Consider the following 26,368-nt stretch of genomic DNA (forward strand, 5'->3'; position numbering starts at 1 on the left):
AAATGTTGAATTTTTGTAAAAAGCTAATAAGAGGGATCGCTGGAGATATTCCGTAACTTGTCCTCAAAAATTTATGATTATACTAAGATTTGTGACTCCATTAAATCTATGGATTCTAAGATTAGATTTGCTGGTGTAATCAATGAGCGAGGAAGACTTGTTGCAGGTGGAATGAAAGAAAATGTTGAACCACTTGAAAATGAAAAAGACGATGAAATGATTTTCATGGAACTTGCTTTGCGTGTTAAAATGAGAAAAGAGTTTGACAAGCAATTGGGTCCTGTAAATTTTGCACTTGCTTCTAGGGAAAGAGCACTAGCAATTAGTTTTCTTGTTGGTGAGGATATCTTATACGTTGTATCTGAACCTGATGCCGATTATGGTGTTTTGCCAAAAAAAATTATTGAAATAATTGAAAAATCTTAATTCTTCATTGTTGATATTTCTCAATCTATAAATAGAAACATCTAGTGGAAAATCTGTGCCAGTTGATCCTGTTTGTGGAATAGAACTTGACAAAGAATTAGCTCTTGAACATGAGCATGATGGAAAAAAATTCTATTTCTGTTGTAATGGATGTAGAAGAATATTCATTAAAAAACCACGAAAGTACAAGAATGACTAGATGGGAAAAGCCCCGCACATTCTACAAAACTTTGAATTTTCTGTACTGTGTTTGCAATAGGGACATACATTCTTTGATTTACTGGCAGGATTGCCGTACTCTCTTCTAAAAATCTCATAGTAATGCATGGATTCCTTCGTTCTAATTACTACCCCGTCTGATTTTTCAACCTCCTTTTTCTGCTCTTCAAATCTTTCATCACTAATTATCGAATCAAAAAGATTTGTCAATCCAACTGTCCCAGATCCGTCTTGCATCGGTGATTTTTCCCTCCATGCAATTTGTTTTGGAATTTTTTCTTCAAATGTTTTTCTTATGATCCATTTTCCGTGACGTTTTTCACCTTCTTCTCTTACTTTGAATTCTGGTGGTATGTTCTTTGCAAATTCAATAATTTTTTTGTCAAGAAATGGTGATTCTACTTTTATTCCAAGTGCTTTTCCGATTTCTTGTGTTGGAAAATGCATTACAGAACATACTCTTTGAATTTCTTTTTCAAGTTCTGTTTTTTTCTTTTTTACAAGAAAACTATATCCAGCAAATAATTCGTCTGCCCCGTCTCCTGTGATGATGCCTTTTTCACCCCTTTCTTTTATCCATTTCATGGCAAGATACATTACGACATTATTTCGAATCTCAATATCGTTAAAATTTCTAAGAATTTTTATCGTTTCTTCAATACATGTTAAAATTTCAGCTGTATCGACATTATGGATTTTCAGGGGAATCTCGAATTGTTTTGATACCATTTGGCAATATGTAAGATCGTTTGCAACAAAATCTTGTGCAATTACTGCTATTCCTTTTGGTTTTCTTTCTTTTAATAAATATGCAATTACTGTACTATCTAATCCTCCTGATAACGCAATTGTCTTTGATTTACAGGACTCACATGACTCCTTTAGCAACTTGTACAGGTTTTTGGAAATATCTTCCAACAAGTCTATTCCTTTATCAACGGTATAATATTTTAGCCTGTTTTTTTATTTTTTAGCGCTACATGAAAACATTGCAAACTTTAAATCCTTTATCGAATCCTTGTGGATTAATGCTACTCCCAGCTGAAATTGAATCTAAAACGCTAATCCCTGCTCTAAGAGCTATTCTTGCAAAAAAATTAGCTGAAGACCACAATATTCGTGAAGATGAAATTTCCAAAATGTTGGGTGTTACTCAAGCTGCAGTTAGTAATTACATTAGGGGTACACGTGGTGATCCTTCTCTTATTGCAAAACTCTTGGCTGAAAAACAAGTCGCAACACTAATTGATGAGCTAAGTGAAAACCTTTCCTCTGACATGGCATATACTCCATCCAGTCTTTCCAAATTCATAGGCCTTTGTAATTATATCAAATCAAGTCTTCTAATATGTGAGATTCATCATAATTTAGAATCTGACATTGATGAAAAAGTCTGTAAAGAATGTGAAAATATGCTTCTAAAAGGCCCTGGTAGCGTTTACTAAATTTTATTTAAGATTATTTCAATTGTAGATAACATTCTTCCAATTCCCGGCTCGTTTTCTGTGTCTAGTTTTATTTTTTCAACTTTTGAATTACCTTTTAGCATTTTTTCTGTTATGATGTTTGCAACTGCTACTGCATTGGGAATTGAATTTCCTTTAGCACGTAAAACTATCTTTTCTTTTTGACCAAATAGGGATAATACGTCTACAGCTGATTGCATTACTGGGTCGTTTCGAATGTAAACAATGGAATCATCAGTTTTGATCTGCTCTTGACCATTCCGTTCCTTTGTCTCTTCCATGAGCATTATTCAACAATCAGCAATTTTTTGTTCTTTTAAGTTTTATCGACGATTGGTCCACTTAATCAAAATAATCTATTGGGATGTTTTGAAAATCGCCATTTGGCAATACTCTTCTAATTGTGATTGGGATCACTCTTTGTTCAAGCTCTTCCATTGCGATGTCTAGTGAGATTCTTGCAGTTTTTGGAATTGGAATAAATGGTGGTGCTCCTTGTGATAGCTGCAGTGCCCTTGCACCCATAATTCTTGCTTTTTCAAATCGTGTTAATGTTGGTGGTCCTATTGTGATTTTTCCTTTTTCACATGGGATTTCAATTGGTTCATGTTCTTCGATGGTTTCTACAACTTCTCTACTTTCAATTTCTTTAATTCTCTTCTCAAGATTCTCTTGTTCTTTCTCACTTAGTGGTTCTTTACCGTCTTTTTTCTCAATTAATTTTCTATATGTGTCCAGTGCCTTGTTTAATCCAGCATTTACTTCTGGTTCAACCTCTCCTGCTTCGATATCTGTGGTCTCTTCAACAGGCTCTACTAACTCAGTTTCGTTTGCATCAGACAAGTACCAAAACGTTCTCAAAGCGTTATATAATCCAATATTTTTAAAGTACGAATTGAGTTCACCATCAGTCTCACGAAAGCAGCTTATTTTGGAAATTAGGGGGAAAACAAAGATCAAATGTGATCTAAAACGACATCTTTCACCTAGAACCGTTGGTACTATCATGAGATCATTGCCATTAGAAGGAAATGCCCATCTTCTGGGAAAAAGTATTGCATATTTTGAGACAGCAGTTGATTCTGGAATTGAGCGAGCAAGAACGGAATTCAAAAAAGGTGACATTGCATTTTTACCCTCATCTGGCAGCATCTGTTTTTTTATTGGAAATGCTGAACCTGGTAAATCTATGACTCCAATTGGTAAGGTTATTGAAAATATTGAAGGATTAGGTGATGTAAAATCTGGAGATATTTTTTGTCTCTATGAGGAGACTGCTTGATAGATGTAATGTCCACTGTAACCGCCAACACGTTTTACAGTTCCTTTTTTTGTTGCATCTCTTAGAAATGCATTTGCTGCAGAAATTTTAACCCCTGTCTGTCTTGCTAATTCTTGGATAGTTACAACTTTTGCATTTTTGATAATTTTCATTGCTTGATCTTCTTTTACCATAACTGTGATTTCTGCTTTTGGCGAACCACCCTCTCCTTTGTCTTTCTTTCCTTTAGAACCTGATTTCTCTTGATTAGGTTTTTTAGCTCCTGCCATATTTCCTCTGAAAAATATTCCTCTTATAAACGATGAACCAATCTGAAACTGGCTGAAAACAAATGATTGATTTTCAAATATAAATAACATTGCTTCTCTCTCAAATCATGGGTATTGTTTCAAAAGGAGCTAAATGCAATGTTGAAGGTTGTGATAAGGATGGCACACGTTCACTAAATACTACTAAAGTTGAAAATGCTGGACTGCGTGTAAATTCCACAGGTAAAAAAACAGTCCTTTGTAAAGATCATTATAAAGAATACAAAAAAGAATCTAAAGATGACCGAGATCTAGAACGTGCTAGATATGATAAATTTTAGTTCTTTTTTACTTTCTTTAATTTACTTCTAGTAATTCCCGGAGTTTTGAAATAATCTTTGCTAAGTTTTTCATAATACTTGTCTAGTTTTTTGTAAAGTCTCTTTGGCTTTCTTGCCTTTTGGTTACTCAGAACATACAATGCTAAAATTGGAAATGCAATAGTAGCATCCGCATAAACTGTAATCATGTCATGATGTGCATCTTGTACTTTACCCCAACTTTTTCCTTCTTGCAAAGTAGCTCCTGAAAGACCCCCTGTGTCTGGCCTTGCATCTGTGATTTGTATTACGTAATCTTGTCCTCCGTCATCTCTTCTTAAAATCTGGTCAAGTAATGGTCCTGTTTGCTGTGCTGTGTTTTTTGGAACACCTCCTCCAAGTTCTAAGATTCCTGATTTTTTTGAATTATACAAAATTGATGCCTGCTCTATTATTTCTTTGACAAAATCCAAACTATACACTTTGTTTTGCAGTCTATGTACTGCCAAATTTAACGCAAGTGATGAATCCTTCATTGTTGAGATGTACACTGGGACATCATATTCGTATGCTGCAGTAATAAAGCTCTTTTCTGGATGCTTTGCTTTTTCTTTACTTATTTTTCCCATCATATTACAAAATTCTGCAGTTGTAAATGGCTTGTCAGTGAACTTATCTTCAAACATTTTTTGAATAATTTGATCTTCTGCTTCTAATGTTTCATAGAATTTTATGTATATGTCTCTAATTCTAACAATTTCGTTCTCATAAAGTTTCATATCATCTACATCAAAATGCCCTTGCTTTACTGGTAATCCCCATGCAAAATGATCTTCATGATAAACATTTGCCCCTGTTGTGATAATCCAATCAATGAATCCTCGCTCGATTAATGTTTTGATAATTCCTCCAAATCCTACTGGCGTCATTGCACCTGAAACTGTAAGGCAAATAGTTGCATCATCTTTGATCATTTTTGCAAATAATTTCGCTGCTTCTCCTAACTGCCTTCCATTATATCCTGAACTTGCAAAAACATCTACAAGTTGCTCGATTGTCATTTTAGGGTCTAGTTTAATGTGAGGTATGTTTTTACCATGAAATTTGTGTGGGTCCACTTTGTCAAATAAAAAATCCGAGTAAATATTGCTTGTGATTGGTTTTTTAAAATTTAATTTTACACTTGAAAAATATAATGTCTTAAACCCATTTCTTCTTTCTAAAATAGCCGTATAACGCAAATGCAATAACTGACATTAAAATTAGAACCAATGGATATGCTACAGGTGATGACAATTCGGGCATATGTTGAAAATTCATTCCATATACGCCTGCCACAAATGTGATTGGAATGAAGATTGATGCAATTATAGTCAATGTTTTCATTACTTCATTCATCTTATTGCTAACACTTGATAGATAAGTGTCTAGCATTCCTCCTACGACATCTCGTAATCCTTCAATTGTATCTATTACTTGAACAATGTGATTATAGGAATCTCTGAGATATGTTTTGGTCTCTTCTTGTATCAGCTCATTGGTGCTTCTTTGTAGATTGTCTAGTACTTCTCTTGCAGGCCAAATTGATTTTCTAAGTAAAATCATCTGCCTTTTTAGTAATTGGAGGCTTTGCAGTGTCTTTGGTGTGGGGTTTGTCATAAGTTCATCTTCTAACCCTTCAGAAATATCACTAATTTTCTCTAACACCAAAAAATAACTGTCTACGACTGCATCAAGTAGTGCATATGTTAGATAATCACTCTTTCTTTGTCTGATTGTTCCTATGTTATCTCTTATTCTTTTTCTGATTTGTTCAAAAAAGTCTTGTTCTATCTCTTGAAAAGAAACAATGTGATCTTTAGATAATATGAATGAAATTTGCTCCAGTTCGATTTTACCTTTTTCTTCATTAAAATGTGGCATTTTTAACATCAAGAAAATATACTCTTCTGATGTTTCAATTGATGGCCTAAGGTCTGTATTCATGATGTTTGCTTGATGTAGGGCATGTAATTCCATCGCATCTCCAAATTTTTTGATAATTTCTGGATCATGTATTCCGATTACGTTTATCCACGATACATTGGATTTTACTTTTGATTCTAAACATCTTTCAATTGTTGTATCTTGTTCTTCAGAGATGTTTTCTTTATCATATTCGATTAAATCTATTCTGATTTTTTCAACTTTTCTTTCCCCTATGTGAACTAATTCTCCTGGTCGTAATCCTATTGTATCTGCTATTGTTGTTCTTTCTGATTTATTTTTACTGAGGATTTTTGAAATTCGTGTGATGTCACTAACTCCAAACTCCTTTGTAATTTCTGAAACTTTTGCAATTTTAGATGATACTCCAACTATGATGAACCCTGTGATTATTGAAAATATTATGCTAAAGTAAAATGGAATGAAATTTCCTTCGATTGCAGATTCATAAATTGCCTGAACATCAGCCGCTGTGTTCTGTGGGATGAATAACCCTATGATTGTATCTGTTAAGAAAAACATTACAGAAATTATTGCACCTATGACAATTGCAGTTACAATTGAAATTTTTGGCGGGATGTTGATATTCTCTTCTTTCCTATACGGAGAGAAAAATTTTTTATTTTTTACAATCAACAAAGCTATTCCGGTTATGATGATTGTTGATATTATCCACCATGTAATCAGTAATACTCCTTCTGAATCTGCTTTTTCAAGACCTAAAAAAAGATCTGATATGTTACCTGTTAATGGAATTGACAAAATTGATGTAGCAATTGCCACTACGATTTGATATATGAATGCAAAAAGAAATCCTATTGAGAGCCGATTAATTATAATTCCTACAGTGCTGTTCAATCTGTTTTATGATGATTCTGGATGTTAAAAAACTAAGATTTTGTCTCAGGCTGGCTTTGCTGCTTTGATTCTCCCATGATGTCTCCCACAATTTCTTCTAATAGATCCTCTATTGTGACAAGTCCCACTGTTTTGTTATTTTTATCATGCACAATTGCCATATGTAGATCCTTCTTCTTTAGTTCTACTAACAAATTACTGATTCTGTTCTTTGAATTTACAAAAAATGGTTTTCGTGCAATTTGCTTTAATTTGGTATTTTTGTATTCTTTTTCTGGTAGATGTGAGATGTCCCAAATGTGTATTATTCCTATAATGTCTTCTGATGTCTGTTCAAAAATTGGAATTCTTGAAAATCCTTTTTCTTTGATCTCTGAGATCACTTTTGATACTGTTAGTTCTCCATCAAGTGAAAAAATTTGGCTCTTTGGAGTCATTACGTCTTTGATTGGCTGATCATCAAATTCTAATGCATTTCTAACCAGTTCAAATTCTTCTTTTTCGATTGCTTTTTCTTCATATCCTAGTTCTGCCACTTCTTTGATTTCTTCTTCAGTAATTGGTCTTGGCTTTACTATGTGACCTCCAGAAAATCTCAATATTCCTCTGATGATTAACTCTAAAATTTTTACAAATGGGTACATCAAATAGGTAAATACTAAAAGCACTCCTGAAAATTTTAGTGATATTTTTTCTGGATTTACATTAGAGTATGTTTTTGGGAGAATTTCTCCAAATAACAAAATTACAAATGTCATCACTCCTATTGCTATTCCTACCCCTTGATCCCCTAGTAATTTTATTGCAACATCGGCAGCTAGTATTGAAGATGCAACATTTACCAATGTATTTCCAAGATTTACACTGGCAGTCATCATTCCTGGATTCATCTTTAGTTTGTAAAGTGGAGATGCTCCTGGAACTTTCTTTTTGTAAAGCCTGATTACTTTTGAGCGTCTAACTCCTACGATTGCAATTTCTAAACCACTGAATAATGCATATAATCCTATGAGAATTACGATGAGAATTATCTCAATTTGAACAAGTTCCAACTACTGGCATTTACTTTGAGAGAAGTTAAATGATTTTTTGAATTTCATTGTTGAAAATATTGAGAACAAAACAACTCTAATGATTTTTCAAAATTTTTGTTTAATTTTTTGAGGTGTGATGGATCGATTATTCTTTTGGTTTCATTGAACCATGGTTTATTTAAATACAGACTCCTGTTCATCTCTATTTGTATCCATGGAATGGGATTGTTTCCGTATGTTCTTGTAATATATCCTCCTTGAAAAGGGTCGTTTAAGAAAATCTCTTTTCTTTCAATTGAAAATGATTTTGAAATACAGTCTGCTAAAAAATTAATCATTTCGTTTGACGCTGTTTTGCCATCTTGATTTGAAATACAAAAAAGAGGCCGTTCTTTTTTGTCTCCGTCTGGAGAAATATCTGGAGCAACTGCTGCCATAGAATGACAATCCAAACATAGTTTTAGATCTTTGTCTTTGATACTTTTCAAAATTAATTTATGGTATGGCTTGTAATATGTTTCAATCAATACTCTTCTTAATTCTTCATCTGGTTCTTTTCTTTTTGAATAAATTGGTTTTTGATAACAAGTTGAACTTTTAATTACTCCGTCAGGATTATTTGGCGGTAAGTCTTCTGGTGCGCGATTAAGATCAACAAATGCTCTTGCAATGTCTGTCTTTATTACTTTCTTTACTTTGTCCTTCAAATCATAAATCTCTATTACAAATGGGTCTGAATCGTTAAAGAGATCCTTGTCAGTTATGCATAGATTGTTTATGATCTCTTTTGGCTTTGTTGCTCCTCCATGTGGAATGGAAAGTAGGATTGGAAGTTTTTTCATTTATATTCCTTCAGATGTTCCGTCTCTTCTTACTTCTGCTACTCCTTGAAATCCATCTTGAGTTTGACATTTCATTGTTGCATGTATTGCTCCGTGATAAAATGAAAAACGTTCTTTTTTAGAAATTTTGTAACCAATACTACTTAGATAATTGACTGTGTTTTCATTAAACCCTCCTTCTTCTATGCTTAGGATTCCTGAAATTGAACAATGAAATCGTGGTCTTTGAATTGCTTCATTCATTGGCAAATTTCCATCGATAATCCTTGATAGAAAATGGCTTATCGCAGAAAATATTCTCTGGCTTCCAGGACTGCCAATAACCATCCATAATCTGTTGTCATGAAATACTAATGCTGGGCTTACTGAAGTCCATGGATTTGAATTTGGTCTAATATAATATGGGTGATTCATGTTTTTGTATTCAAAGGCAGACATGTAATTATTGTAAAGGAACCCAAATCCTTCCGCAGCTGCCTTTGAACCGTATGCTAATTCTATTGATTGTGTAATCCCGACTGCATTCCCATCTTTGTCCATTGTTGAAAGATGGGTTGTGTCTTCACCCCCAATATATTCTGGTTCTTCCATTGGCAGTGTTGCATCCATGTTGTTGCTAATTGATTCTGATAATTGTTTGGCAAATGATCTCTGGAGATGTAGTTTGTCTTGAATTTGATGATATGTGTGTGGATTAAATGGACGCTGAACTCTGTGTAGAAATGCTTTACGGAAAGTTTCAGCTACAAAATGATATGATTCTGGAGATGAACTCCTAAGAAATTTTGATGGTAGGTGGTTTAACATCATTAAAACCAACAATAGTGTTCTTCCAGCTGCTGGTGGTGGAGGGGTATGAACTACAAAATGTCTGTATGCTCTATGAATTGTTGGTCTCTCTATTGGTTCTGGAATCCAAGAAAGATCTTCTTCTCTGATTAATCCTTTGTTGTTTATCATGTCTTGATGAATTTTTTTTGCAATCTGCCCGTGATAGAAAGATCGATATCCATGTGATGATACTGTTTCTAACATTTCGGCTAATTCTTCTTGAACAAATCGATCCCCGATATCATATGGCACAAGACTGTCTTTGAGAAAATATTTTGCTCCTGATTTTGATTTAACTTTGAAAAAATTTTCCAATTCTCTTACTTGTAAATTGTGCTGAAGTTTTGTGATTTTGTATCCTCTCTTTGCAATTCTAATTGATGGGGCAACTATTTTCTGCCATTCTAATCTCCCGTATCTTTCATGCAAATACCCGATAACTGCAAGTGTACTGGGTACAGTCGTTGCTCTGTACCCTATTAACCTTGAACGTTTCTTTGAGAATCTTGATGAATTTGCAAGTGATGGTGATCTACTTGAGCCGTCAATTGCAATGGGTTTTTTGTTAATATGTAAAATGGCCATTGATTGACCTCCTATTCCTGACGCCTGAGGTTCGCATACACCAAGAGCTAATGCTGTGGCACATGCAGCATCGACTGCATTCCCATCTTTCTTTAGCATTTCAACCCCTGCTTTTGTTGCATCCGGGAATGCACTGGATACAATTCCCTGTTTTGAAACTGATGCTTTTTTGTCAAGTGACGGTGTGAATGTTTTTTCTATTTTTTCAAGATTCATTTTTTGCTTCCTCGTTGGAAAGTTTTGCACATTTGTTTAAAGTAAGTGCTAATAACAACCCTCTGTCTATCAAACTATCTCGAAGAATGTGTTCGTTTGGAGTTCTATGATCACTTCCGATTGGACCCATCGACCCAATTATTGGTTTATCGTCCATTACGTCACAAATACTGGATGTTGCAAAGCGGTGTTCTGATTTTATTTTTATTTCAGACTGCTTTGCTAATTTTTGAATTATTAAAAAAAATTGCTCTATATTATCTGTTTTTTCTACAGGCTCTCTTACAACATGTTTTAGCAAATGTGTGTCTATTTTAGAATCTGTTTTCTTTTTTGCAATCTTTCTGATTTCTGAATCAAACATTTTCCCTTGTTCTGTGTTTGCATATCTTGATTCAAGTGACAATCTTCCGTAATCTGGTGCTTTACCAAATGATGTTTTTGCATTAAAATCTGATATCGTAATCCTAGCGTCGTGATGATCATGAGAAATTTTTTTCCATGTGATTACTTTTCTACACATTTCAGGTATGACGTCCTTTATAGATTCATCATGTCGTCTAACATGAATCATATCAATTTGGTATCGTGTTACTCCTGAACAAGATGTGGCGACACCTCCATTTGGAAATCCCCACTTTAGGTCCATGATGTATTTTGAATTTTCCGATATGCTGTGAACAAGTTTCTTACTATATTTGCCACCTAGAAAGTCATCTGATGTCAATATGATTCCACACTTGATTTTTTTCAGTTTTCTAGAAAATCTCAATGACTGTAGTGCTGAAATCATAACAGCTATGCCTCCTTTACTCTCTGCAATGCCTGAGCCAAAAAGTCGATTTCCTACCTTGTAAAACGGTGTGAAATCCTTATTGTCATACCAAGTATCTAAGTGGCTTAAAAGCAAAACATCATTTTCTTCTGCATTGTGGTTTTTCAGATATATGATATTGCCCACATCAAATTCATGATACACTTGCGAATTGAATCCTAGATGCTCTAGTCTTTTGGAAATAAACTGACCTAACTTGTTGATGTCTTCTATGTTGGTTATGCTAGAGTTGATGTTTACCATATGTTCTAACATTTTTTCATTTGATGTTAAATGACTCCTAAGAAAACTTCTGATTATTGTCCTTAATGGTTGTGCTTCTATTTGTTCCTGGGATTCTTCTTGTGGGTGAAGATAAGATTCCCCAAAATATCTCATTGCGCCTACTTCTAAAATTTTGTTTACTAGTGAATCGTATGTGTATCCTGCAGCTTTTGCTGCATGAAAATAAGATCCAGTAACTCCTAAACTTGCCATCGAATTTAATTCTAAAATGTAAACTTTTCCTTCTTCATCCATTCTAATGTCGACTCGAGCGAAATCATTCAAGCCTAATTTACGAAAAGATTCTAGACAAATCTTCTTGATTTCTTTTTTCTGATCATCTGTTAATTTTGCAGGACAGATTTTGTCCAATGGGCTACTTTTTTTTTCAGTAATTGTTTGAATCTTGTTTGGATCCCCTCCTAAATCGATTTCTACAATTGGTAAAATCTCTACATTGGAACCGTTTCCTAGCAATCCTACTGCAAATTCTCTTCCTGGTATGAATTGTTCTACTAGAATATCTTGTGAAAATTTTTCTATCTGTTTTGCAACCGCTTCTCTGAGGTCTTTCCAGTTATCTACAACTTCCATTCCCATTGATGTTGATTCCATTTTTGGCTTTACAATCACGGGAAAAATTAGATCTTCATATTGATCATCTGGAGTGGAAAACACCCAAAAACCCGGCGTAGGAATATTGTTCTTTTGGAGCACAATTTTTGTCATTACTTTATCTTGTACAACTGCATGTGTTTCAGGGCCTGAACCGACATAAGGTATTCCTAACATTTCAAGCATTGCTGGAACATGAGTGTAACGGTTTTGTCCTTGAATTCCATATGCCATATTGAATACCATTCCTGGTCTTTCACCTGTAACGACTCTTGGCATGAAATCCTTCATCTCGTCAATGAAATTCATTCCTCCTTCGATTATTTTGACAGAGTGTCCTCCTTTTTCTAATGCTTTTGCAACTTTTTCCACTGTTTTTGGACTATAGTGTTCTTTTGTCATCATTCCGAAAACATTGATGACATCATTTTCATCAATAGTTTTTTTGTTATACACTATAGCTATTTTCAACACAATCAAAAGTTGAAACAAGTTAAAAAACTAATCTGTATACTTGCTTTTTCTATACATTGTCATACACTAGGAAATTTTGAATAATTCTTTTGCATTTTTGTACATAAATCTGTCGCGGTATTCTTTTTTGATTTTTAATTTTGCAACAAAGTTAAGGTATGAATCCATACTGCTTATTGGCCAGTCTGTTCCGTAGAGCAAGTATTTTGGTTCTCCTGCATAATTTATCAATTCTGCAACTTTTTCTTTGATCATCTTCTCAAAAAAGTGATCAAAAGAACCTACTACTAATCCTGAAACATCTGCAAAAACATTTTTGTTTTTGTAAATAACTTCTTGTGCATCTTGAATCCATGGATTTCCTAGATGACACATTACCATTTTTAATTCGGGATTGTCTACAGCTACTTCGTCAAGATTTAATGGTCTTGCAAAGCGTAATTTTCCTTTTTCAGAATACGTATCACCTGTATGAAACATTACTGGAATACCAAATTCGATACATGTGTCATAGACTCTCTGATAACGTTCATCATATGGGTAATAATGTTCATACCCTGAGTATATTTTCAGTGCTTTGATTTTCCCATCCTTGATCCATTTTCTATAGTTTCTAAAATCCTCATCAGTGTGATTGTCGATTGTTACGCCAGCAGCAACGCCTAGGTTATCATATTTTTTTATGGAATCAATGATTTGTTTTGTTGATGGCCTTTCTGAATTTACTTTGTATGATGATAAAATTATGGCATAATCTACATTATTGCTTATCATTTCTGTTTGGAGCATCTCTAGTCTTTCCTCTAATGTGGGAATGTTTTGAAGCAATTCGTATTGATTTACATGCACGTGACAATCAATGATCATTTCTCTATAAAACGTGGATTTTTCCATTCAATAAAAGTTGCATAGTTTAATGATCTGGGATCTTTCAAATAGTTGGGAAGAATTTTGATAAATTTAAAGCCATTTCTAAGTTGAAATGATAACACTGGTTCTTTTATCTCTCTACGTTTGACTTTTTTTACATATTCTGTTGGTGAAAGATCTTTTGCAAAATTACAATAATTAAAGATTCTACCACCAGCAATAATTCTTCGCAAATTCAATTTTATGGCAAGATCTTTTCTTGCATTGTACAATTTTGTTGCAACTCCTAATCTTCTATAATCTGGATGTGTTGATACATCTGCTCCATAAAGAGAATCTCCTTTAGGATTGTGGTTCTTGAACTTGCTATTTCCACATGCTTGTATCCATGTGTGTTCTTTGTATTCTGGTTCAAATTTTACAATCAAGCTACTGCATGAGCCTATGATTTTTCCGTGGTATTCTGCAACAAATTGCCCTTCAGGAAATATTTTGAGGTGTTCTTTTAGTTGTTCTGGTTTCCAGTATACTCCTTCTGCTGCCATTTGGGGAAATGATGCTTTTTGTAATTCTACAATGTATGGAATGTCGTCTAAGGTCATAGTGCGAATTTTTACGGTGCTTTCACGAGTTTTACTTGACATACTTTCACTTGAAATTATTTGTTAATTCAGGATCAAACTTGATACTTTTTTGTTTTATTTTTTTCCTCAACGTTGATAAAATTATTTTTATCGTATTTGTTACCTCTTGGAATTCTTATTTATGTGTGAATTCGATATTTTAACTTAGTGCATATCCAATCTTAGATCTTTGTTTTTAAAATGAAATCCTTTTAGGATACCTATGGACACAGCAAAACAGATTGGCTGGATATCTGGGAGATTTGTCAACTATGATTGTACATCATTTGGCAAATATGAAACCTGAATGTAATGTCTATGAGATTCAAATTAAAAATAAGATGTACTTTACACCTGATTCTTTGGATAATGCAAAGTCAAAGAATTTTACACCTTGTAAGTTTTGTATCTAAAATAGCAATTTTGTATATTTTTTGATTTTTAGAGTTCTAGTTTTGATAAAGTTTAGAACCATGAATGAGAATCAGAAATGTTGTAATATAGTCTGTAAATTAAAATATTCTTACTATGGATATCGTTTCTTTCAAACATCCTATCCCTCAGATCACCTATCTAGTCAAAAAAAAACTGTGGGCACAAGTAATCCTTGCCTTGTTTTTAGGACTTGTTCTGGGTGTTGTCTTGGGTCCAGAGGCAGGATTTGTTGAAAAAGAAACAGCTGAACTAGTGACTGATTGGTTATCCATACCTGCCAATCTCTTTCTAAAGGTGATTCAAATGATTATTGTTCCCCTTATTTTTGCATCTATTATTCGCGGTCTTACTTCCTCAGGTAGTCTAGAACAATTACAAAAACTTGGCCTTGGTGTTGCAATTTATTTTGTTATTACCACTGCTATTGCCTTAACAATTGGAATCACTGTTGCGACAACAATTGCCCCTGGAAACTTTATTGATAGTGAACTTATTAGAGAAAGCTTTGATTTGCAGGATGTTGAGGTTATCGAACACACCGAACTTTCACTACATGATATTCCGCAAAGCATTGTTGGGATAATTCCTAGCAACCCTCTGGCATCATTCATGTCTGGAGAGATGATGAGCATCATTGTCTTTGCGTTGATCGTTGGTGTCTCTATGATCACTTTGCCTTCTAAAAGCTCAAAACCTATTCTTGACTTACTGGAGTCTGTCCAAAACATCACCATGAAGGTGGTATCATGGGCCATGCGTTTGGCGCCGTTTGCCGCATTTGGTTTGATGGCGGGGATTACATCAAAAGTTGGACTGTCTGCACTAACTGGACTAGGAGCTTATATGGTAACTGTGGTTGTAGGGTTGTTTATCATGATGTTAGTCTACATAATCATTATCAAATTTCTTGCAAAACGACCTTTGTCATCTACACTTGCAATAATGAAAGAACCACAACTGCTAGCATTTTCAACATCTAGTTCTGCAGCTGTGATGCCCGTATCTATCAAAACAGCTGAAGAAAAGATGAATGTCAAGCCAAAAGTATCTCAATTTGTAATTCCGCTTGGAGCCACAATTAACATGGATGGGACCGCCTTGTATCAGATCATCGCTGTCTTTTTTTTGGCACAATTATTTGATATCAATTTGGGTTTTACTACCATCATTCTCATTTCCTTGACTGCCCTTGCAGCATCCATAGGTGCTCCTTCTGCACCTGGAACTGGAATTGTTATTTTGTCTACTATCTTGATTGCCGCTGGGGTGCCTCCTGTTGGTGTTGTGCTTTTGCTTGGTGTTGACAGAGTTTTGGATATGACTAGGACCATGGTCAATGTAACTGGGGATTTGACTGCGTGTCTTTTCTTTGATAGGCGAACTAAAGATAAAGACCTTCCAGAGGTCAAAAAACCTGCGTCTGATTAAACTTTAAACCGTCATTTGTTTTACCACGATGTATCTGATGTCTGAGGAAAATTCATTTGGTTTAACAGAATTCCAATTGTCTGATTTGTTAAAGACCAATCCTAAAGTCACAATCTGTGATTTAAGAAAGAAAGAAGACTTTGCAAAAGGCCACATAAAAAAATCCCTTCTTGCCAAATTTGATGAAGAAAAACTACTAGATGTCTCGCAAACCTCTAAAGTTGTTTTGGTGAGTTATGATGAAAAACAAGCAAAAGAGATGGCATCTGCATTACGTTCACACGGTTTTGATACGTATTATTTGATTGGAGGTATGAGGAATTGGACCCTTGGACTTTATTGCACAAACGTATCTTATGTTGGAACTGGTTATCCGTAGATGAACATAATCGACTTACATAACCCTAGCAGAATAGATAAAATGCCTGATGCAGTCAAAGTACTTTTTTCATCAGGGGATTTCAAGCAAGAAGGTTTCACTGTTAAAAAAGTTGAATTGCGACACTATGTTGAAAAAAATAACGATAAACTAGGGCCTTATTCTCTAATAACTTCGTTTGTTGAAACTGACAAGGGGACAATCGAGATGCTTTACGATGAAGGATTTCGTGGAGAGGATGCGCTAAACAGAACCGTCACTTTTTTGGTTTCTAATTTGGGTGTGTCTGGTTTGATTTTACGTGCCCTGATTTCTCTAAAAGAACACCTTGAAAACTCATGATTCTGATTTGAATGAATTTCTGACTAGGATAGGGGCTATGAATATTGTTGCCATTATGACAAAAATAATTGTAGAATAAATCTCGTCTGAAATAACGCTAAATGTAAGTCCAATTCCTGCTACGATAAATGCTACTTCTCCTCTTGGGATCATTCCGTACCCTATTCGTAATCCGCTTTGCTTACTCCTCAATAACACAGCTGCTGGAATTCCGCATCCTGCAATCTTGGAAAATACGCCTACTGCCAAAATCACTCCAAATAATATCCAGTTGATGGATGGTATCAGTGAAACGTCTACATGTGCACCGATTAACGCAAAAAATAACGGCGCAACGATAATCTTGAGTCTGTCTACAAACCCTCTTACTTGTATGGCAAGTTTTGAGCCTGCTAGACCCATTCCTGCCGCAAATGCTCCTACGATTGGATTGAGTCCTACACTTGCAGCAATAGCTGCCAAACCAAACGCTGACCCTAAAGCCACTCCTTGTTTTGTAGCTCTTGCTTCAAGTGTTCTTGGCGAAGTTTGAGCTACTGCATGAACAATCTTTGGTAGTAAATACACTGCGGCAAGCAAAATCAAAAACCAAAATCCTATTTCTGTAACTGTTGTAAAGATTACAGATTCAATTGTTGGAATTGTTTTTAATGTTATCAAAGATATTATTGCCGAAAGAATTGCAAGCCCTAACACATCATCTAGTACTGCTGCGTTTACCAGGATGTTACCTTCCTTTGATTTCTCTTTTCCTATCTCTTCTAAAATGACAACTGAAATTGCAATACTTGTTGCACTCATCGTTGTCCCAACAATTATTGCAACTGTCCATTCAAGTCCCATCCAAATTGAAACGAAATATCCCAAAACAAGTGGGATTACTACTCCGCATATTCCGATTATTGCAGATTTTGGTCCTGCCTTGATCAAATCATGAAATGTGAAATGAAGTCCCGCTGAAAACAAAATTATGATTCCGGAAATTTGCCACAATCCCATCATCATTGCATTTAGTTCTACTATGGGTTTTCCAAAAATTGGTATTACTCCGCCTAATGCAGTGGGGCCTAAAATAATCCCTGCTGCAACAAATCCTATAATTTCTGGAATTTTTAGACGTGTACATAACTTTCCTAAAAGTAGTGCGGGAATGACCAAAAACAGTACCCCTATGATTGTGGGTACTACATCAAAATCTGACACCATTTTTGTTAACTTGTATTCATTACAAAAAAACGTTAATCTCTATTTACATGTGTGATATTCTTGATCATGGTCGTAGTTTGGCTTAAAACCCTGCAGGCTATATGCCTGATCTACGTAAAAATCCCTCAATAAGCAGCCAAAGATTTAATTCAATTATTAATCGAGTTTCAAACTGTGCGAATATTACAACTTCACTGTGACAGCATAGAGTACACCCCTACAAAAAAAGAAATCAAAAGTGCTGAAGACATTGTACCTGAAACAAAAAAACTAGAAGAAATTGTAGTTGCATTTGTGGCCATTGAAGATGGGGATGATTCGTCTGTTGCCCAAGATGCAATATCACAAATTAAAAATTCTATGGAAAAAATCGGCTGCAAAAAATTATTGCTATATCCATATGCCCACCTAAGCTCAAATTTGGCAGCCCCCTCAATTGCTATGGCTTTACTAAAGGAGATGGAATCTGCCGCATCTGACCTTGACGTGTCTCATTCTCCTTTCGGATGGACCAAGTCTTACAATGTTCAGGTAAAAGGCCACCCTCTAGCTGAAAGCTCCAAAGTAATCACAAAGGAATCTGGTGATGGAAAAGAAAAAGAGATTACTTCTGAAGCACTAAAAGGAGAATCTAAAATAAAATCATACTGGAAAATTTTATCCCCTGATGGAACAATGACTGATGTTTCAGAATTTAATTTTGCCAAGCATAAGAAACTAGAAATTCTTGCAAAATATGAATCTGCAAAAAAACGAAGTGTTGATGAACCTCCACCTCATGTTGCATTGATGAAAAAGATGGCTATTGCTGATTATGAACCTGCATCAGATTCTGGTAACATGAGATTTTTCCCAAATGGTCGTTTGATTAAATCCCTAATTGAAAGATATGTCACTGATAGAGTAAAAGAATATGGTGGATATGAGGTTGAAACCCCGATTATGTATGACTCTCACCATCCGAGTATGGTTAGTTACTTTAACCGATTCCCTGCTAGGCAATACAATATTGACTCTGAAGGGAAGAAACTCTTCTTGAGGTTTGCTGCTTGCTTTGGGCAATTTCTAATGGCAAATGAATTCCAAATGTCTTACAAGAATTTGCCATATCGGCTCTATGAGCTAACTCGCTACAGCTTTAGACGTGAACAATCTGGTGAACTCGTGGGTTTGAGAAGACTACGTGCATTTACCATGCCTGATTGTCATGCCTTCTGTAAAGATTTGAATCAGGCCATTGATGAAATTAAAGTTCGTTTTGACTTGTCTCGTGATGTTCTAAAAAATCTAGGGATTGAAGATTCTGATTATGAAATGGCAATTAGATTTACTGAAGACTTTTACAATGATAACCATTCCTCGATTGAAGAATTAGTGAAAAAACACGGCAAACCAGTCTTAGTTGAAATGTGGAAAGAGAAATTCTTTTACTTTGTTTTAAAATGGGAATTTAATTATGTAGATAATCTAGGAAAGGCATCGGCACTTTCTACTGATCAAATAGATGTAGAGAATGGAAATAGGTATGGGATAGAATTTGTAGATGAGAACAACATTACTAAAAACCCCATAATATTGCATAATTCTCCTAGCGGTGCAATAGAACGAATAATCTATGCATTATTAGAAAAAGCAGCCAAAGATTCCAAAGAAGGAAAAAAACCACAGTTGCCATTGTGGCTTGCCCCTACACAAGTAAGGATTATTCCGTTAAAAGAAGAATTCTTTGATTTTTGCAATCAACTCTCACAAAAAATATCTTCTCAAAATATTCGTGTAGACATTGATGATAGAAATGAAAGTATTGGTAAGAGGATTCGAGAAGCTGAAAAAGAATGGGTTCGTTATATTTTGGTAATCGGTGAAAAAGAGGCAAATTCTGAGCATCTTTCAATTCGTGATAGGATGACAGGAAATGTACGTGATTTGTCATTTGATGATTTTGTTGATGAGATAAACAAGCAAACTAAAGGAAAACCATATACTGGTTTGAATCTTCCAAAGTACTTGTCCAAAAGACCACAAATTATGGTGTAAATTATGAGCTTTCTTGATTTGTATATGAATAGGAATCCTTTGATTACCGCATCTGGCGAAGGTGACCCAATTGCTACTGTCTTTGGAATTCCTTTTGATTCTACTCATTCCTACAAACCTGGATGTAGATTTGGCCCTGATGTAATTCGTGATGCATTTAACAATATTGAGATATTCCATCCACAATTTGGTGTGGATTTGGAAAATGCAAATATTGAAGATTTGGGAAATACGACTCATACTGTTTCTTCTGAAGAAATGCTTGAAATGGTTAGGAAAATAACATCTGAACTTGTTGCAAAAAACAGACAACTTTTCATTTTGGGTGGTGAACATTCTCTTACCTATGGCACATACATGAGTTTTCCAAAAGAAACAGGTTATGTTGTGTTTGATGCTCATTATGATTTACGTGATGAATTTGCAGATACTAAATTCAGCCATGCTGCATATTTGAGGCGAATTGTTGAAGAACGCGGTTCAGAAAGCATCTTACATGTCGGCGCAAGGGCTTTTGTAAAAGAAGAATTGGAATTTCTAAAAGAAAATAACATTAAAACAATTTCTGACAGTCAGGTTAGAGCAGGCAAGGGGCCTCAATTACTAAAAGAATTTTTATCTTCTTTTGATACTGTTTACACTAGTTTTGATCTTGATGTCTTAGATCCTGCATTTGCTCCAGGTGTCGGAAACCCTGAAGCAGTAGGGATGACTTCCCGTGAACTATTTGATTTGATTCATTCTATTAGTGATGCTAAAGTGACCGGTATTGATATTGTTGAACTAAACCCTCAATTTGATAATGGTGCTACTGCTTCTCTTGCAGCAAAGATAATGTCTACTATGATTGCCATGAATCTTGCTGAAAACTAAATCTTGTTGACAAATACATAACACAAATTATCTTGTTTGTGTTTTATCCTTATTTTTTTCCTTATTTCTATGGATACGCGAATTGATTCATGCAGAAATTGTGGCGAAGAACTAGAAATCATGCATACTTGTATGGTGTGTGAACAACCTTCTCATTTTCAATGTTCAAACTGTTATCATTATGTTGATGACCCAATTCATACAGAATGCATGATATTTGATGAACCCCTCTAGACTATTAAGAAGGGCCTTTCTTGGATTTTCCAAGATTTCTCATCATTTTGTCAACCATGTCTTCTATTTGCTCTTCTGAGATCAACAGTTTAGCTCTCAACTCTGCATTTTCTTTAATCTTGATAATTACTATGATAAATGATATTACCGAAGTCACACTTCCGATAATGGTGATTATTAAAATCAGATCTAGTGAAGCACTAACTTTGTCTTCTAAAACTAAATTTCTTCCACTTGCTGCATCAAAATTGTCTGGATCTACTTCTAATGCTTCATCAAAGTATTGTAATGCTTCTTCACTTCTTCCTGATTCTAAAAGGACTGATGCTTTTCCAATTAACCCTTCAATGTTATCTGGATCTATGCTTAATGCTTTGTCAAAAAGTTGCTGCGCTTTGATAAACTTGTGTTCATTAAAATTTAATTCTGCAAGGCCTAGTAATGATGTTATGTTTTCAGTTTCTGTTTCCAGTGCTAGCTCATAATTTATTTTTGATCTTTCGTAATCTTTTAACTCAAAAAACACTTTTCCTCTACCATTAAGTGCATCAACGTTATCTGGATCTATTTCTATGATTGTATTGAATATTTTTAATGCCAACATATGCTGATTTATTTTGCTTAATGCATTTGCCTTTCCTAGCATTGCATCAACGTTATCTGGCTCTTTTTCAAGAACGATGTTAAAAAACAATATTGCGTCTTCGTATTGCCCTATTTTGAATAGCACATTTCCGTTTCCAATTAATGCATCCCTGTTTCTGATATCTGATTTTAATATTTGATCAAAAATTTTTACCGCATCATCATACCTGTCTAAATTAAACAATGATGTTGCCAACCCATTTAACGTTTCAATATTGCCCGGATCAATATTGTTTGCTTTTTCAAAACTCTGAATAGCTTTGACAAACTTTCCTTCTGCTAAATGAACTTGTCCTTTCTTGTTTAATACATCTATATTATCTGGCTCTGTTTCCAAGATTTTGTTTAGTTCTATTATTGCCCCTTCGTAATTTTTTTCGGTCATAAATTCCTCTACTTTTTTCCACGACTTTTGCACTTCGACAGTTTCTCCATAAACAAGCGGAATTAAAAATATCAAAAATACTAAAAACAAGTATGGTGCCAATTTGTCACCTCGCTCAATGTGACGTTTCTTAAATACAATTCTATTGAAACATCTATTGTTGTTTCTAACCAACTGATTAAATCTTAGGCTCAAACTTGGGTGCTTTTTTTATATACGTGGGTTTTGGGAAAAAACTCGTGTTAAATAACCTCCGAGATCGATTAAAACCAAGTCTGGAAAGAATTGGTCGAGGATTTGCATCTACTGGTCTTTCTCCGAATTTTTGGACAAGTATTGGTTTAGTATTTGCAATTGCATCTGCTGTTGTTTATGGACTTGGAATGGAGCTTGGTCTGATTATTGGTGGTGTGTTATTGCTTGTATCTGGATTCTTTGACATGGTTGATGGGCAGGTAGCACGTGTTACTGGAAAAACTTCACAAAAAGGCTCTTATCTTGATTCAATGTTTGATAAAATTGCCGAGGTTGCAATATTTCTTGGTATTTTGATTGGAGGTTATGCTGAACCATATCTTGTATTTTTGGCAATTACTCTATCATTGTTGGTTAGCTATGCCAGAGCAAAGTCTGATGCAATTAATGTAAAACTACAGGGTGTTGGCATTGGAGAACGTGCAGAGCGTTTGCTTGTAATTGCAATAATTGGAATAATTGGATTTATGGAGCTTGCTGTAATTATTGTAGTTGTTATTGCAGGAATAACATTGATTCAAAGAATGATTGTGACTGCAAGAAACATTAAAGAATAATCTATCGTAGTTTTCCACGTTTTCTTCTATTGTCAGCTGATCTGATTTTTAGAATCTTAAAGTGTATGGCACATGAAATACAATACCATTTGAGAACCGTCGGTGATGCGATATATGCTCCTTGGGCCCGTAATTCTTTTGCCAGTGTGTGCTCTACAAGATTTAGTCTTGATGTGACCTTTTTTGCTTTGTCTTTTGGAACTGTCTGACCACAGTTTGTACACTGTACAACGCCTGATGACCCCTTACCGCCTTTAGTTCGACCTCTACTTGCACGCTTTAGTGGCATGACAAAACATTGTTTTGCCTCTTTATATTCTTGCGGATAATTAAGAAAACTTGCCTATTTTGAGCCTAATTTTAGGCTAAAAATTAATCATGTTTTAATGCTAGATCGAATCTTTTACAATGATAGAAAATTGCGAGGTCTCTGTCATGGATGTTTTACATCAAATGTGGATTTGATACTTTCAAAGGGAGATATCTTATGTCAAAAATGCTATGATGAAAAAATGCAAAAAACTAAATCATCATGATCTATAATTTCAAAAAATGAAACTAGCAGTTTTCTCTCACTGTGCAATTGATTCGATAACATTAGAAGGCTCAAATTATCCTCAAATCGGGGGTGCAGCTTGTTATTGTGGATTAACTGCACGTGAATTCAAATTTGATGTAGATCTATTTACAAAATTTGGCAAAGATTTTCCACATCAATATCTTGCTGATAACAAAATCCAATACGGTAATGCAGAATCACAAAATCCTACAACGCGATTTGCCATAAGTATTGTTGGTTCTGATAGAACATTAAAACTTGAAAATGAATGTGAACCGATTCAATATGACGGGACAGATGCAGACGGATGTTTGATAAGTCCAATTTACCATGAAATTTCAAACGATGTATTTTCTAAAATTAAAAATGACTCTAATTTCACTTTGGTGGATCCACAGGGATTTCTAAGACAAACTGATTCTCAGAAAAATGTTTTTCTTGCAAAAACTGATATTGATTTGAATAAAGTAAATGCAGTTAAAGTTAATCCAGAAGAAGCAAAGTGTATTGTTGATGGCACCTCTGATGAAATAATGTTGGCATTACAGAAAAAAGGCGTAGAGTATGTTTTATTCACTGACAAACTAAATGTTTCACTTTTAGTCAAAGATAAAGTATATTCCTTAAAACTTCCAAATAGGGAAGTTTACGATACTACTGGAATCGGTGATATTTTTTGCGCAACCTTTTGTTGTACTATGTTAAAAGAAAAGGACTTTTTGTGGGCTTTGTGTTTTGCAGGTGGTTCGGCACAAGCAGCACTTGACACTAAAAAAGTTGGATTGCAAAAGATTCCTGGAAGGAGACAAATTGAGATAAATGCTTCTTACTTTTACAATCTTGTTAAATATAGGCAAATTTAGCACTTTATCCTTTTATTGTACGCCTATTTTTGATTCTCTGTGCAAATAGGCATCTATGGCTCTGGAACGACAGATTCTGCAGCAAAAACAATAAAAAAAATTCTTGAAGATGTTGGAATAAAATCATTTACGATTACCTCTAAATCAAAATCAAAACAAGCAGATTGCGTGATTGTTTTAGGTGGTGATAAGGGCGTTAGAAATTATTTTCATAGAACTTTTGACTCCACTTTGCCTGTTTTGGGAATAAACGAAGGTGAATCTAGTGGCTTTTTAGCTCAAGTTGACCTTCGTGAATTTTCATCATTTGTCAATATTTTAAAAAAACAAAATTACACTGTTGAAGAAGTTCCAAGACTCGGCGTAAAAATTGATGGTAAAAACGTTTATCCTGTATTAAACGATGTTGCTGTTTTTTCATCAAAAAGTGCAATGCTGATGGAACACACACTACGTGTAAATGGTGAAGAGGTTTGGCATGACAATAGTGATGGAATTATCGTTTCCACTCCTATTGGCTCATCTGCATATTCTATGTCTGCTGGTGGACCTGTAATCTTTCAGGATTCTGATGTCTTTGAAATTATTTCTGTAAATTCTTTGGATGTTACACGAAGACCCATTATTGTATCTAATACCAGCTCTATTGAAATTGATGATATTGCTGCAAGATTGCACTGTGAAGTGGTGCTTGATGGTCTAGATAGATACAAGGTAGACAAAATAGTTGAATGCACACAGTTTTTACCTCCTGCGAAAATTATTCGTCTGAAAAAAGACTCTACTGCAATTTCTGCATTGGCAAAGAAAGTTCATCTTGCAGAAGAGTTACTCAGTATGCCTCCCAGCTCCAAATTATTACTAAAAACTTTGGAATATGAAGGTGCATTGACTCAAAAAGATTTGGCTAACAAAACCTTGCTGCCTGATAGGACTGTTAGACTTGCTCTTAGCCATTTACTCAAAAAAGGATATGTGAAAAAGAAAGTTTCAATCCGAGATGCAAGACAAAAAATCTATGAAATATCTAAAATTGAGTGAATTATTCTTTGGATATTCTCTTTGTATGTGAAGGGTCTTCCATGCTGGCCTCTATGATTCTATTTTGAATATCTGCCTCATAACACAACTGTGAACAAAAATTCCTTGTTCCTAACTGGTATTCTTTTCCACATTTCTTACATCTTGTCATGCCCTTATTTGCTAATTTCTTTTCATTAGTTAAAAACATCCTCAAAATGGACCCTAACGTAGAAATAATCAATTTAGTTTACTGGGATTATGACAATTGCGTATGTGTTGTTAAACTGTGAACTTGGTGCAGAAGCAGATCTAATTGAAAAATTAAAAGAATTAGAACAAGTCAAGGACGTATTTGAGACTATAGGTACTCATGATATGATGGTGAAGTTGGAGGCAGAAAATTTTGAAAAGATACGTGAAATAGTATCTTGGAATATTCAAAAACTAGACAAAGTACGTTCAACCTCTACTCTTATACGAAAAGAAAACTAACCTCTATTTGAGATCAAATGACCGAAGAAAAAAACGAGATAGAAAAACTAATTGATACTATGATTTCCAGTGGGGATGACCTAGTCAAAAATATCAAGACTGTGCTCCCTGACTCTATGGCAGAATCTGTAGAAATGTTTCATGAGTCAAATATTGCCAACCTCAAAAAAATCAAAGAATTCCTAAACAAGTAATTCGTAATTTACTAATCACTGCTACTATATGCTTTTTAACTATCATGTGGTTATTTTGACATGACTCGTTCCCGAACTTTGTCATTTTCAGTAAAAAGAAAAACAGGGGAGGCATTTGATGCTATTTTAAATGCACCATCAAAAATGATACCTGATGCTAAAAAAACAAAAGACGGTTGGTGGAATTTTACATCTCCACGAGGACCTGCAAAACTCAAATTCAATGAGAACAAACAGCTTGGCATTTTAGATTATTTGTATGTTGATTCTGAATCAAAATGGAATGTTCCGATGAGGGTTATTCCTAATGGTGATGAGTCAGAAATTATTATCACCTTGATAAAACCTGATTCTATAACTGATGAACAATTTAATGAACGAATGGATGAGATTGGAAAAGCATTTGAAAGTCTCAAAGAATTGATTGAAACACCCTCAGAATTATTTCAAAAATCAAAATAGTTCAA

Annotated in this window: 32 protein-coding genes; 16 read left to right on the plus strand and 16 right to left on the minus strand. The window is 34.7% G+C overall.

Going from position 1 to position 26,368, the window contains the following annotated elements; all coding sequences use genetic code 11:
• The first annotated feature begins 57 nt into the window (after positions 1 to 57).
• Positions 58 to 426, plus strand: a complete 369-nt coding sequence (locus tag NsoK4_RS03140) for a DUF6659 family protein (protein ID WP_211688035.1) — start codon at positions 58 to 60, stop codon at positions 424 to 426.
• Positions 427 to 481: 55 nt separating this feature from the next.
• On the plus strand, positions 482 to 625 hold the full coding sequence (locus tag NsoK4_RS03145; RefSeq protein ID WP_211688037.1) for a YHS domain-containing protein: 144 nt from the start codon (positions 482 to 484) through the stop codon (positions 623 to 625).
• On the opposite strand, the gene NsoK4_RS03150 is transcribed toward NsoK4_RS03145, so the two are convergent.
• Positions 622 to 1,563: an asparagine synthase C-terminal domain-containing protein gene (locus tag NsoK4_RS03150; RefSeq protein WP_211688039.1), complete on the minus strand. Its 942-nt coding sequence runs from the start codon at positions 1,561 to 1,563 to the stop codon at positions 622 to 624. The genes NsoK4_RS03145 and NsoK4_RS03150 overlap by 4 nt on opposite strands.
• A gap of 110 nt (positions 1,564 to 1,673) precedes the next feature.
• On the opposite strand from NsoK4_RS03150, the gene NsoK4_RS03155 reads away from it, so the two are divergent.
• On the plus strand, positions 1,674 to 2,090 hold the full coding sequence (locus NsoK4_RS03155) for a transcriptional regulator (protein WP_211688041.1): 417 nt from the start codon (positions 1,674 to 1,676) through the stop codon (positions 2,088 to 2,090).
• Here NsoK4_RS03155 and NsoK4_RS03160 read toward each other — a convergent pair.
• The gene (locus NsoK4_RS03160) at positions 2,087 to 2,398 is read right to left on the minus strand and encodes a DNA-binding protein (protein WP_211688043.1); all 312 of its coding nucleotides are present in this window, start codon (positions 2,396 to 2,398) and stop codon (positions 2,087 to 2,089) included. The genes NsoK4_RS03155 and NsoK4_RS03160 overlap by 4 nt on opposite strands.
• Before the next feature lie 55 nt (positions 2,399 to 2,453).
• Positions 2,454 to 2,954, minus strand: a complete 501-nt coding sequence (locus tag NsoK4_RS03165) for a DNA-directed RNA polymerase subunit K (RefSeq protein ID WP_249111130.1) — start codon at positions 2,952 to 2,954, stop codon at positions 2,454 to 2,456.
• Positions 2,955 to 3,006: 52 nt separating this feature from the next.
• Here NsoK4_RS03165 and NsoK4_RS03170 point away from each other — a divergent pair, with 52 nt between their 5' ends.
• Positions 3,007 to 3,393 (plus strand): cyclophilin-like fold protein, encoded by a 387-nt coding sequence (locus tag NsoK4_RS03170; RefSeq protein WP_371816014.1) that lies wholly within the window; start codon positions 3,007 to 3,009, stop codon positions 3,391 to 3,393.
• On the opposite strand, the gene NsoK4_RS03175 is transcribed toward NsoK4_RS03170, so the two are convergent.
• Complete coding sequence (locus NsoK4_RS03175) at positions 3,375 to 3,752, minus strand: MarR family transcriptional regulator (RefSeq protein WP_249111131.1); 378 nt, start codon at positions 3,750 to 3,752, stop codon at positions 3,375 to 3,377. The genes NsoK4_RS03170 and NsoK4_RS03175 overlap by 19 nt on opposite strands.
• A gap of 17 nt (positions 3,753 to 3,769) precedes the next feature.
• Here NsoK4_RS03175 and NsoK4_RS03180 point away from each other — a divergent pair, with 17 nt between their 5' ends.
• Entirely contained in the window at positions 3,770 to 3,982 is a 213-nt protein-coding gene (locus NsoK4_RS03180) for a hypothetical protein (RefSeq protein WP_211688048.1), read from the plus strand.
• Here the strand turns inward: NsoK4_RS03180 and speY are convergent.
• From speY to NsoK4_RS03220, 8 genes are all read right to left on the minus strand, one after another.
• Positions 3,979 to 5,079, minus strand: a complete 1,101-nt coding sequence (speY, locus tag NsoK4_RS03185) for a deoxyhypusine synthase (protein ID WP_211688051.1) — start codon at positions 5,077 to 5,079, stop codon at positions 3,979 to 3,981. The genes NsoK4_RS03180 and speY overlap by 4 nt on opposite strands.
• Positions 5,080 to 5,161: 82 nt before the next feature.
• Complete coding sequence (gene corA, locus NsoK4_RS03190) at positions 5,162 to 6,805, minus strand: magnesium/cobalt transporter CorA (protein ID WP_211688053.1); 1,644 nt, start codon at positions 6,803 to 6,805, stop codon at positions 5,162 to 5,164.
• Positions 6,806 to 6,837: 32 nt separating this feature from the next.
• Positions 6,838 to 7,857 carry a hemolysin family protein gene (locus tag NsoK4_RS03195; protein ID WP_211688055.1) on the minus strand — a complete coding sequence of 340 codons (1,020 nt, stop codon included), beginning with the start codon at positions 7,855 to 7,857 and terminating at the stop codon, positions 6,838 to 6,840.
• A gap of 44 nt (positions 7,858 to 7,901) precedes the next feature.
• Entirely contained in the window at positions 7,902 to 8,681 is a 780-nt protein-coding gene (locus NsoK4_RS03200) for an N-formylglutamate amidohydrolase (protein WP_211688057.1), read from the minus strand.
• Positions 8,682 to 10,313 carry a gamma-glutamyltransferase family protein gene (locus tag NsoK4_RS03205; RefSeq protein ID WP_211688059.1) on the minus strand — a complete coding sequence of 544 codons (1,632 nt, stop codon included), beginning with the start codon at positions 10,311 to 10,313 and terminating at the stop codon, positions 8,682 to 8,684. It lies immediately after the preceding gene.
• A complete protein-coding gene (locus NsoK4_RS03210; protein ID WP_249111132.1) occupies positions 10,303 to 12,501 on the minus strand; it encodes an ATP-grasp domain-containing protein in 2,199 nt (732 codons plus the stop codon). The genes NsoK4_RS03205 and NsoK4_RS03210 overlap by 11 nt, the downstream gene beginning before the upstream one ends.
• A 66-nt stretch (positions 12,502 to 12,567) precedes the next feature.
• Complete coding sequence (locus tag NsoK4_RS03215; RefSeq protein ID WP_211688063.1) at positions 12,568 to 13,368, minus strand: amidohydrolase family protein; 801 nt, start codon at positions 13,366 to 13,368, stop codon at positions 12,568 to 12,570.
• On the minus strand, positions 13,365 to 14,015 hold the full coding sequence (locus tag NsoK4_RS03220; RefSeq protein ID WP_249111134.1) for a GNAT family N-acetyltransferase: 651 nt from the start codon (positions 14,013 to 14,015) through the stop codon (positions 13,365 to 13,367). Before NsoK4_RS03220 ends, NsoK4_RS03215 begins: the two co-directional genes overlap by 4 nt.
• 507 nt (positions 14,016 to 14,522) lie before the next feature.
• Here NsoK4_RS03220 and NsoK4_RS03225 point away from each other — a divergent pair.
• The 3 genes from NsoK4_RS03225 to NsoK4_RS03235 are packed head-to-tail and all read left to right on the plus strand — an operon-like array spanning position 14,523 to position 16,578.
• Positions 14,523 to 15,857 (plus strand): dicarboxylate/amino acid:cation symporter, encoded by a 1,335-nt coding sequence (locus NsoK4_RS03225; protein WP_211688065.1) that lies wholly within the window; start codon positions 14,523 to 14,525, stop codon positions 15,855 to 15,857.
• A 37-nt stretch (positions 15,858 to 15,894) separates the two neighbouring features.
• A complete protein-coding gene (locus NsoK4_RS03230; protein ID WP_249111135.1) occupies positions 15,895 to 16,236 on the plus strand; it encodes a rhodanese-like domain-containing protein in 342 nt (113 codons plus the stop codon).
• Positions 16,237 to 16,578, plus strand: a complete 342-nt coding sequence (locus NsoK4_RS03235; protein WP_211688067.1) for a hypothetical protein — start codon at positions 16,237 to 16,239, stop codon at positions 16,576 to 16,578.
• Here NsoK4_RS03235 and NsoK4_RS03240 read toward each other — a convergent pair.
• Positions 16,573 to 17,784 carry a cation:proton antiporter gene (locus NsoK4_RS03240; RefSeq protein WP_211688069.1) on the minus strand — a complete coding sequence of 404 codons (1,212 nt, stop codon included), beginning with the start codon at positions 17,782 to 17,784 and terminating at the stop codon, positions 16,573 to 16,575. The two genes, NsoK4_RS03235 and NsoK4_RS03240, sit on opposite strands and share 6 nt — an antisense overlap.
• Before the next feature lie 174 nt (positions 17,785 to 17,958).
• Here NsoK4_RS03240 and NsoK4_RS03245 point away from each other — a divergent pair, with 174 nt between their 5' ends.
• Together NsoK4_RS03245 and speB are read left to right on the plus strand one after the other, a co-directional pair.
• Positions 17,959 to 19,821 (plus strand): threonine--tRNA ligase, encoded by a 1,863-nt coding sequence (locus NsoK4_RS03245; protein ID WP_211688071.1) that lies wholly within the window; start codon positions 17,959 to 17,961, stop codon positions 19,819 to 19,821.
• A 3-nt stretch (positions 19,822 to 19,824) separates the two neighbouring features.
• Positions 19,825 to 20,694, plus strand: coding sequence for an agmatinase (gene speB / locus NsoK4_RS03250; protein WP_211688074.1), 870 nt, complete (start codon positions 19,825 to 19,827; stop codon positions 20,692 to 20,694).
• A gap of 238 nt (positions 20,695 to 20,932) precedes the next feature.
• Here speB and NsoK4_RS03255 read toward each other — a convergent pair whose 3' ends face one another.
• Positions 20,933 to 22,060 (minus strand): lipopolysaccharide assembly protein LapB, encoded by a 1,128-nt coding sequence (locus NsoK4_RS03255; protein WP_249111136.1) that lies wholly within the window; start codon positions 22,058 to 22,060, stop codon positions 20,933 to 20,935.
• Between the two features lie 137 nt (positions 22,061 to 22,197).
• Between NsoK4_RS03255 and NsoK4_RS03260 the strand changes: the two genes are divergently transcribed.
• A complete protein-coding gene (locus NsoK4_RS03260) occupies positions 22,198 to 22,770 on the plus strand; it encodes a CDP-alcohol phosphatidyltransferase family protein (protein ID WP_211688871.1) in 573 nt (190 codons plus the stop codon).
• Between the two features lies 1 nt (position 22,771).
• Here NsoK4_RS03260 and NsoK4_RS03265 read toward each other — a convergent pair whose 3' ends face one another.
• Entirely contained in the window at positions 22,772 to 23,059 is a 288-nt protein-coding gene (locus tag NsoK4_RS03265) for a 30S ribosomal protein S26e (protein ID WP_012215306.1), read from the minus strand.
• Positions 23,060 to 23,322: 263 nt separating this feature from the next.
• Between NsoK4_RS03265 and NsoK4_RS03270 the strand changes: the two genes are divergently transcribed.
• Positions 23,323 to 24,192, plus strand: coding sequence for a PfkB family carbohydrate kinase (locus tag NsoK4_RS03270; protein WP_211688076.1), 870 nt, complete (start codon positions 23,323 to 23,325; stop codon positions 24,190 to 24,192).
• Positions 24,193 to 24,231: 39 nt separating this feature from the next.
• Positions 24,232 to 25,233 (plus strand): NAD(+)/NADH kinase, encoded by a 1,002-nt coding sequence (locus NsoK4_RS03275; protein WP_211688078.1) that lies wholly within the window; start codon positions 24,232 to 24,234, stop codon positions 25,231 to 25,233.
• Position 25,234: 1 nt separating this feature from the next.
• Here NsoK4_RS03275 and NsoK4_RS03280 read toward each other — a convergent pair whose 3' ends face one another.
• Entirely contained in the window at positions 25,235 to 25,423 is a 189-nt protein-coding gene (locus NsoK4_RS03280) for a hypothetical protein (RefSeq protein WP_211688080.1), read from the minus strand.
• A gap of 50 nt (positions 25,424 to 25,473) precedes the next feature.
• On the opposite strand from NsoK4_RS03280, the gene NsoK4_RS03285 reads away from it, so the two are divergent.
• From NsoK4_RS03285 to NsoK4_RS03295, 3 genes are read left to right on the plus strand one after another with little or no spacing between them, the layout of a single operon-like run.
• A complete protein-coding gene (locus tag NsoK4_RS03285) occupies positions 25,474 to 25,707 on the plus strand; it encodes an Lrp/AsnC ligand binding domain-containing protein (RefSeq protein WP_211688082.1) in 234 nt (77 codons plus the stop codon).
• 17 nt (positions 25,708 to 25,724) lie between these two features.
• Positions 25,725 to 25,901, plus strand: a complete 177-nt coding sequence (locus NsoK4_RS03290; protein WP_211688085.1) for a hypothetical protein — start codon at positions 25,725 to 25,727, stop codon at positions 25,899 to 25,901.
• A gap of 60 nt (positions 25,902 to 25,961) precedes the next feature.
• Positions 25,962 to 26,363, plus strand: coding sequence for a hypothetical protein (locus NsoK4_RS03295; protein WP_211688087.1), 402 nt, complete (start codon positions 25,962 to 25,964; stop codon positions 26,361 to 26,363).
• Positions 26,364 to 26,368 lie beyond the last annotated feature (5 nt).

Origin of the sequence: Nitrosopumilus sp. K4, assembly GCF_018128925.1 — an archaeon.
In the GTDB taxonomy this organism is placed as follows: domain Archaea; phylum Thermoproteota; class Nitrososphaeria; order Nitrososphaerales; family Nitrosopumilaceae; genus HKST03.

What these genes read in the sequence shown, in the direction of transcription:
- NsoK4_RS03155 (WP_211688041.1), top strand. Translation starts at nt 1,674, where the DNA reads ATGCTACTCCCAGCTGAAATTGAATCTAAAACGCTAATCCCTGCTCTA.
- NsoK4_RS03160 (WP_211688043.1), bottom strand. Translation starts at nt 2,398, where the DNA reads ATGCTCATGGAAGAGACAAAGGAACGGAATGGTCAAGAGCAGATCAAA.
- NsoK4_RS03175 (WP_249111131.1), bottom strand. Translation starts at nt 3,752, where the DNA reads ATGTTATTTATATTTGAAAATCAATCATTTGTTTTCAGCCAGTTTCAG.
- NsoK4_RS03180 (WP_211688048.1), top strand. Translation starts at nt 3,770, where the DNA reads ATGGGTATTGTTTCAAAAGGAGCTAAATGCAATGTTGAAGGTTGTGAT.
- NsoK4_RS03200 (WP_211688057.1), bottom strand. Translation starts at nt 8,681, where the DNA reads ATGAAAAAACTTCCAATCCTACTTTCCATTCCACATGGAGGAGCAACA.
- NsoK4_RS03205 (WP_211688059.1), bottom strand. Translation starts at nt 10,313, where the DNA reads ATGAATCTTGAAAAAATAGAAAAAACATTCACACCGTCACTTGACAAA.
- NsoK4_RS03215 (WP_211688063.1), bottom strand. Translation starts at nt 13,368, where the DNA reads ATGATCATTGATTGTCACGTGCATGTAAATCAATACGAATTGCTTCAA.
- NsoK4_RS03220 (WP_249111134.1), bottom strand. Translation starts at nt 14,015, where the DNA reads ATGTCAAGTAAAACTCGTGAAAGCACCGTAAAAATTCGCACTATGACC.
- NsoK4_RS03225 (WP_211688065.1), top strand. Translation starts at nt 14,523, where the DNA reads ATGGATATCGTTTCTTTCAAACATCCTATCCCTCAGATCACCTATCTA.
- NsoK4_RS03230 (WP_249111135.1), top strand. Translation starts at nt 15,895, where the DNA reads ATGTCTGAGGAAAATTCATTTGGTTTAACAGAATTCCAATTGTCTGAT.
- NsoK4_RS03235 (WP_211688067.1), top strand. Translation starts at nt 16,237, where the DNA reads ATGAACATAATCGACTTACATAACCCTAGCAGAATAGATAAAATGCCT.
- NsoK4_RS03240 (WP_211688069.1), bottom strand. Translation starts at nt 17,784, where the DNA reads ATGGTGTCAGATTTTGATGTAGTACCCACAATCATAGGGGTACTGTTT.
- speB (WP_211688074.1), top strand. Translation starts at nt 19,825, where the DNA reads ATGAGCTTTCTTGATTTGTATATGAATAGGAATCCTTTGATTACCGCA.
- NsoK4_RS03265 (WP_012215306.1), bottom strand. Translation starts at nt 23,059, where the DNA reads ATGCCACTAAAGCGTGCAAGTAGAGGTCGAACTAAAGGCGGTAAGGGG.
- NsoK4_RS03270 (WP_211688076.1), top strand. Translation starts at nt 23,323, where the DNA reads ATGAAACTAGCAGTTTTCTCTCACTGTGCAATTGATTCGATAACATTA.
- NsoK4_RS03280 (WP_211688080.1), bottom strand. Translation starts at nt 25,423, where the DNA reads ATGTTTTTAACTAATGAAAAGAAATTAGCAAATAAGGGCATGACAAGA.
- NsoK4_RS03285 (WP_211688082.1), top strand. Translation starts at nt 25,474, where the DNA reads ATGACAATTGCGTATGTGTTGTTAAACTGTGAACTTGGTGCAGAAGCA.
- NsoK4_RS03290 (WP_211688085.1), top strand. Translation starts at nt 25,725, where the DNA reads ATGACCGAAGAAAAAAACGAGATAGAAAAACTAATTGATACTATGATT.
- NsoK4_RS03295 (WP_211688087.1), top strand. Translation starts at nt 25,962, where the DNA reads ATGACTCGTTCCCGAACTTTGTCATTTTCAGTAAAAAGAAAAACAGGG.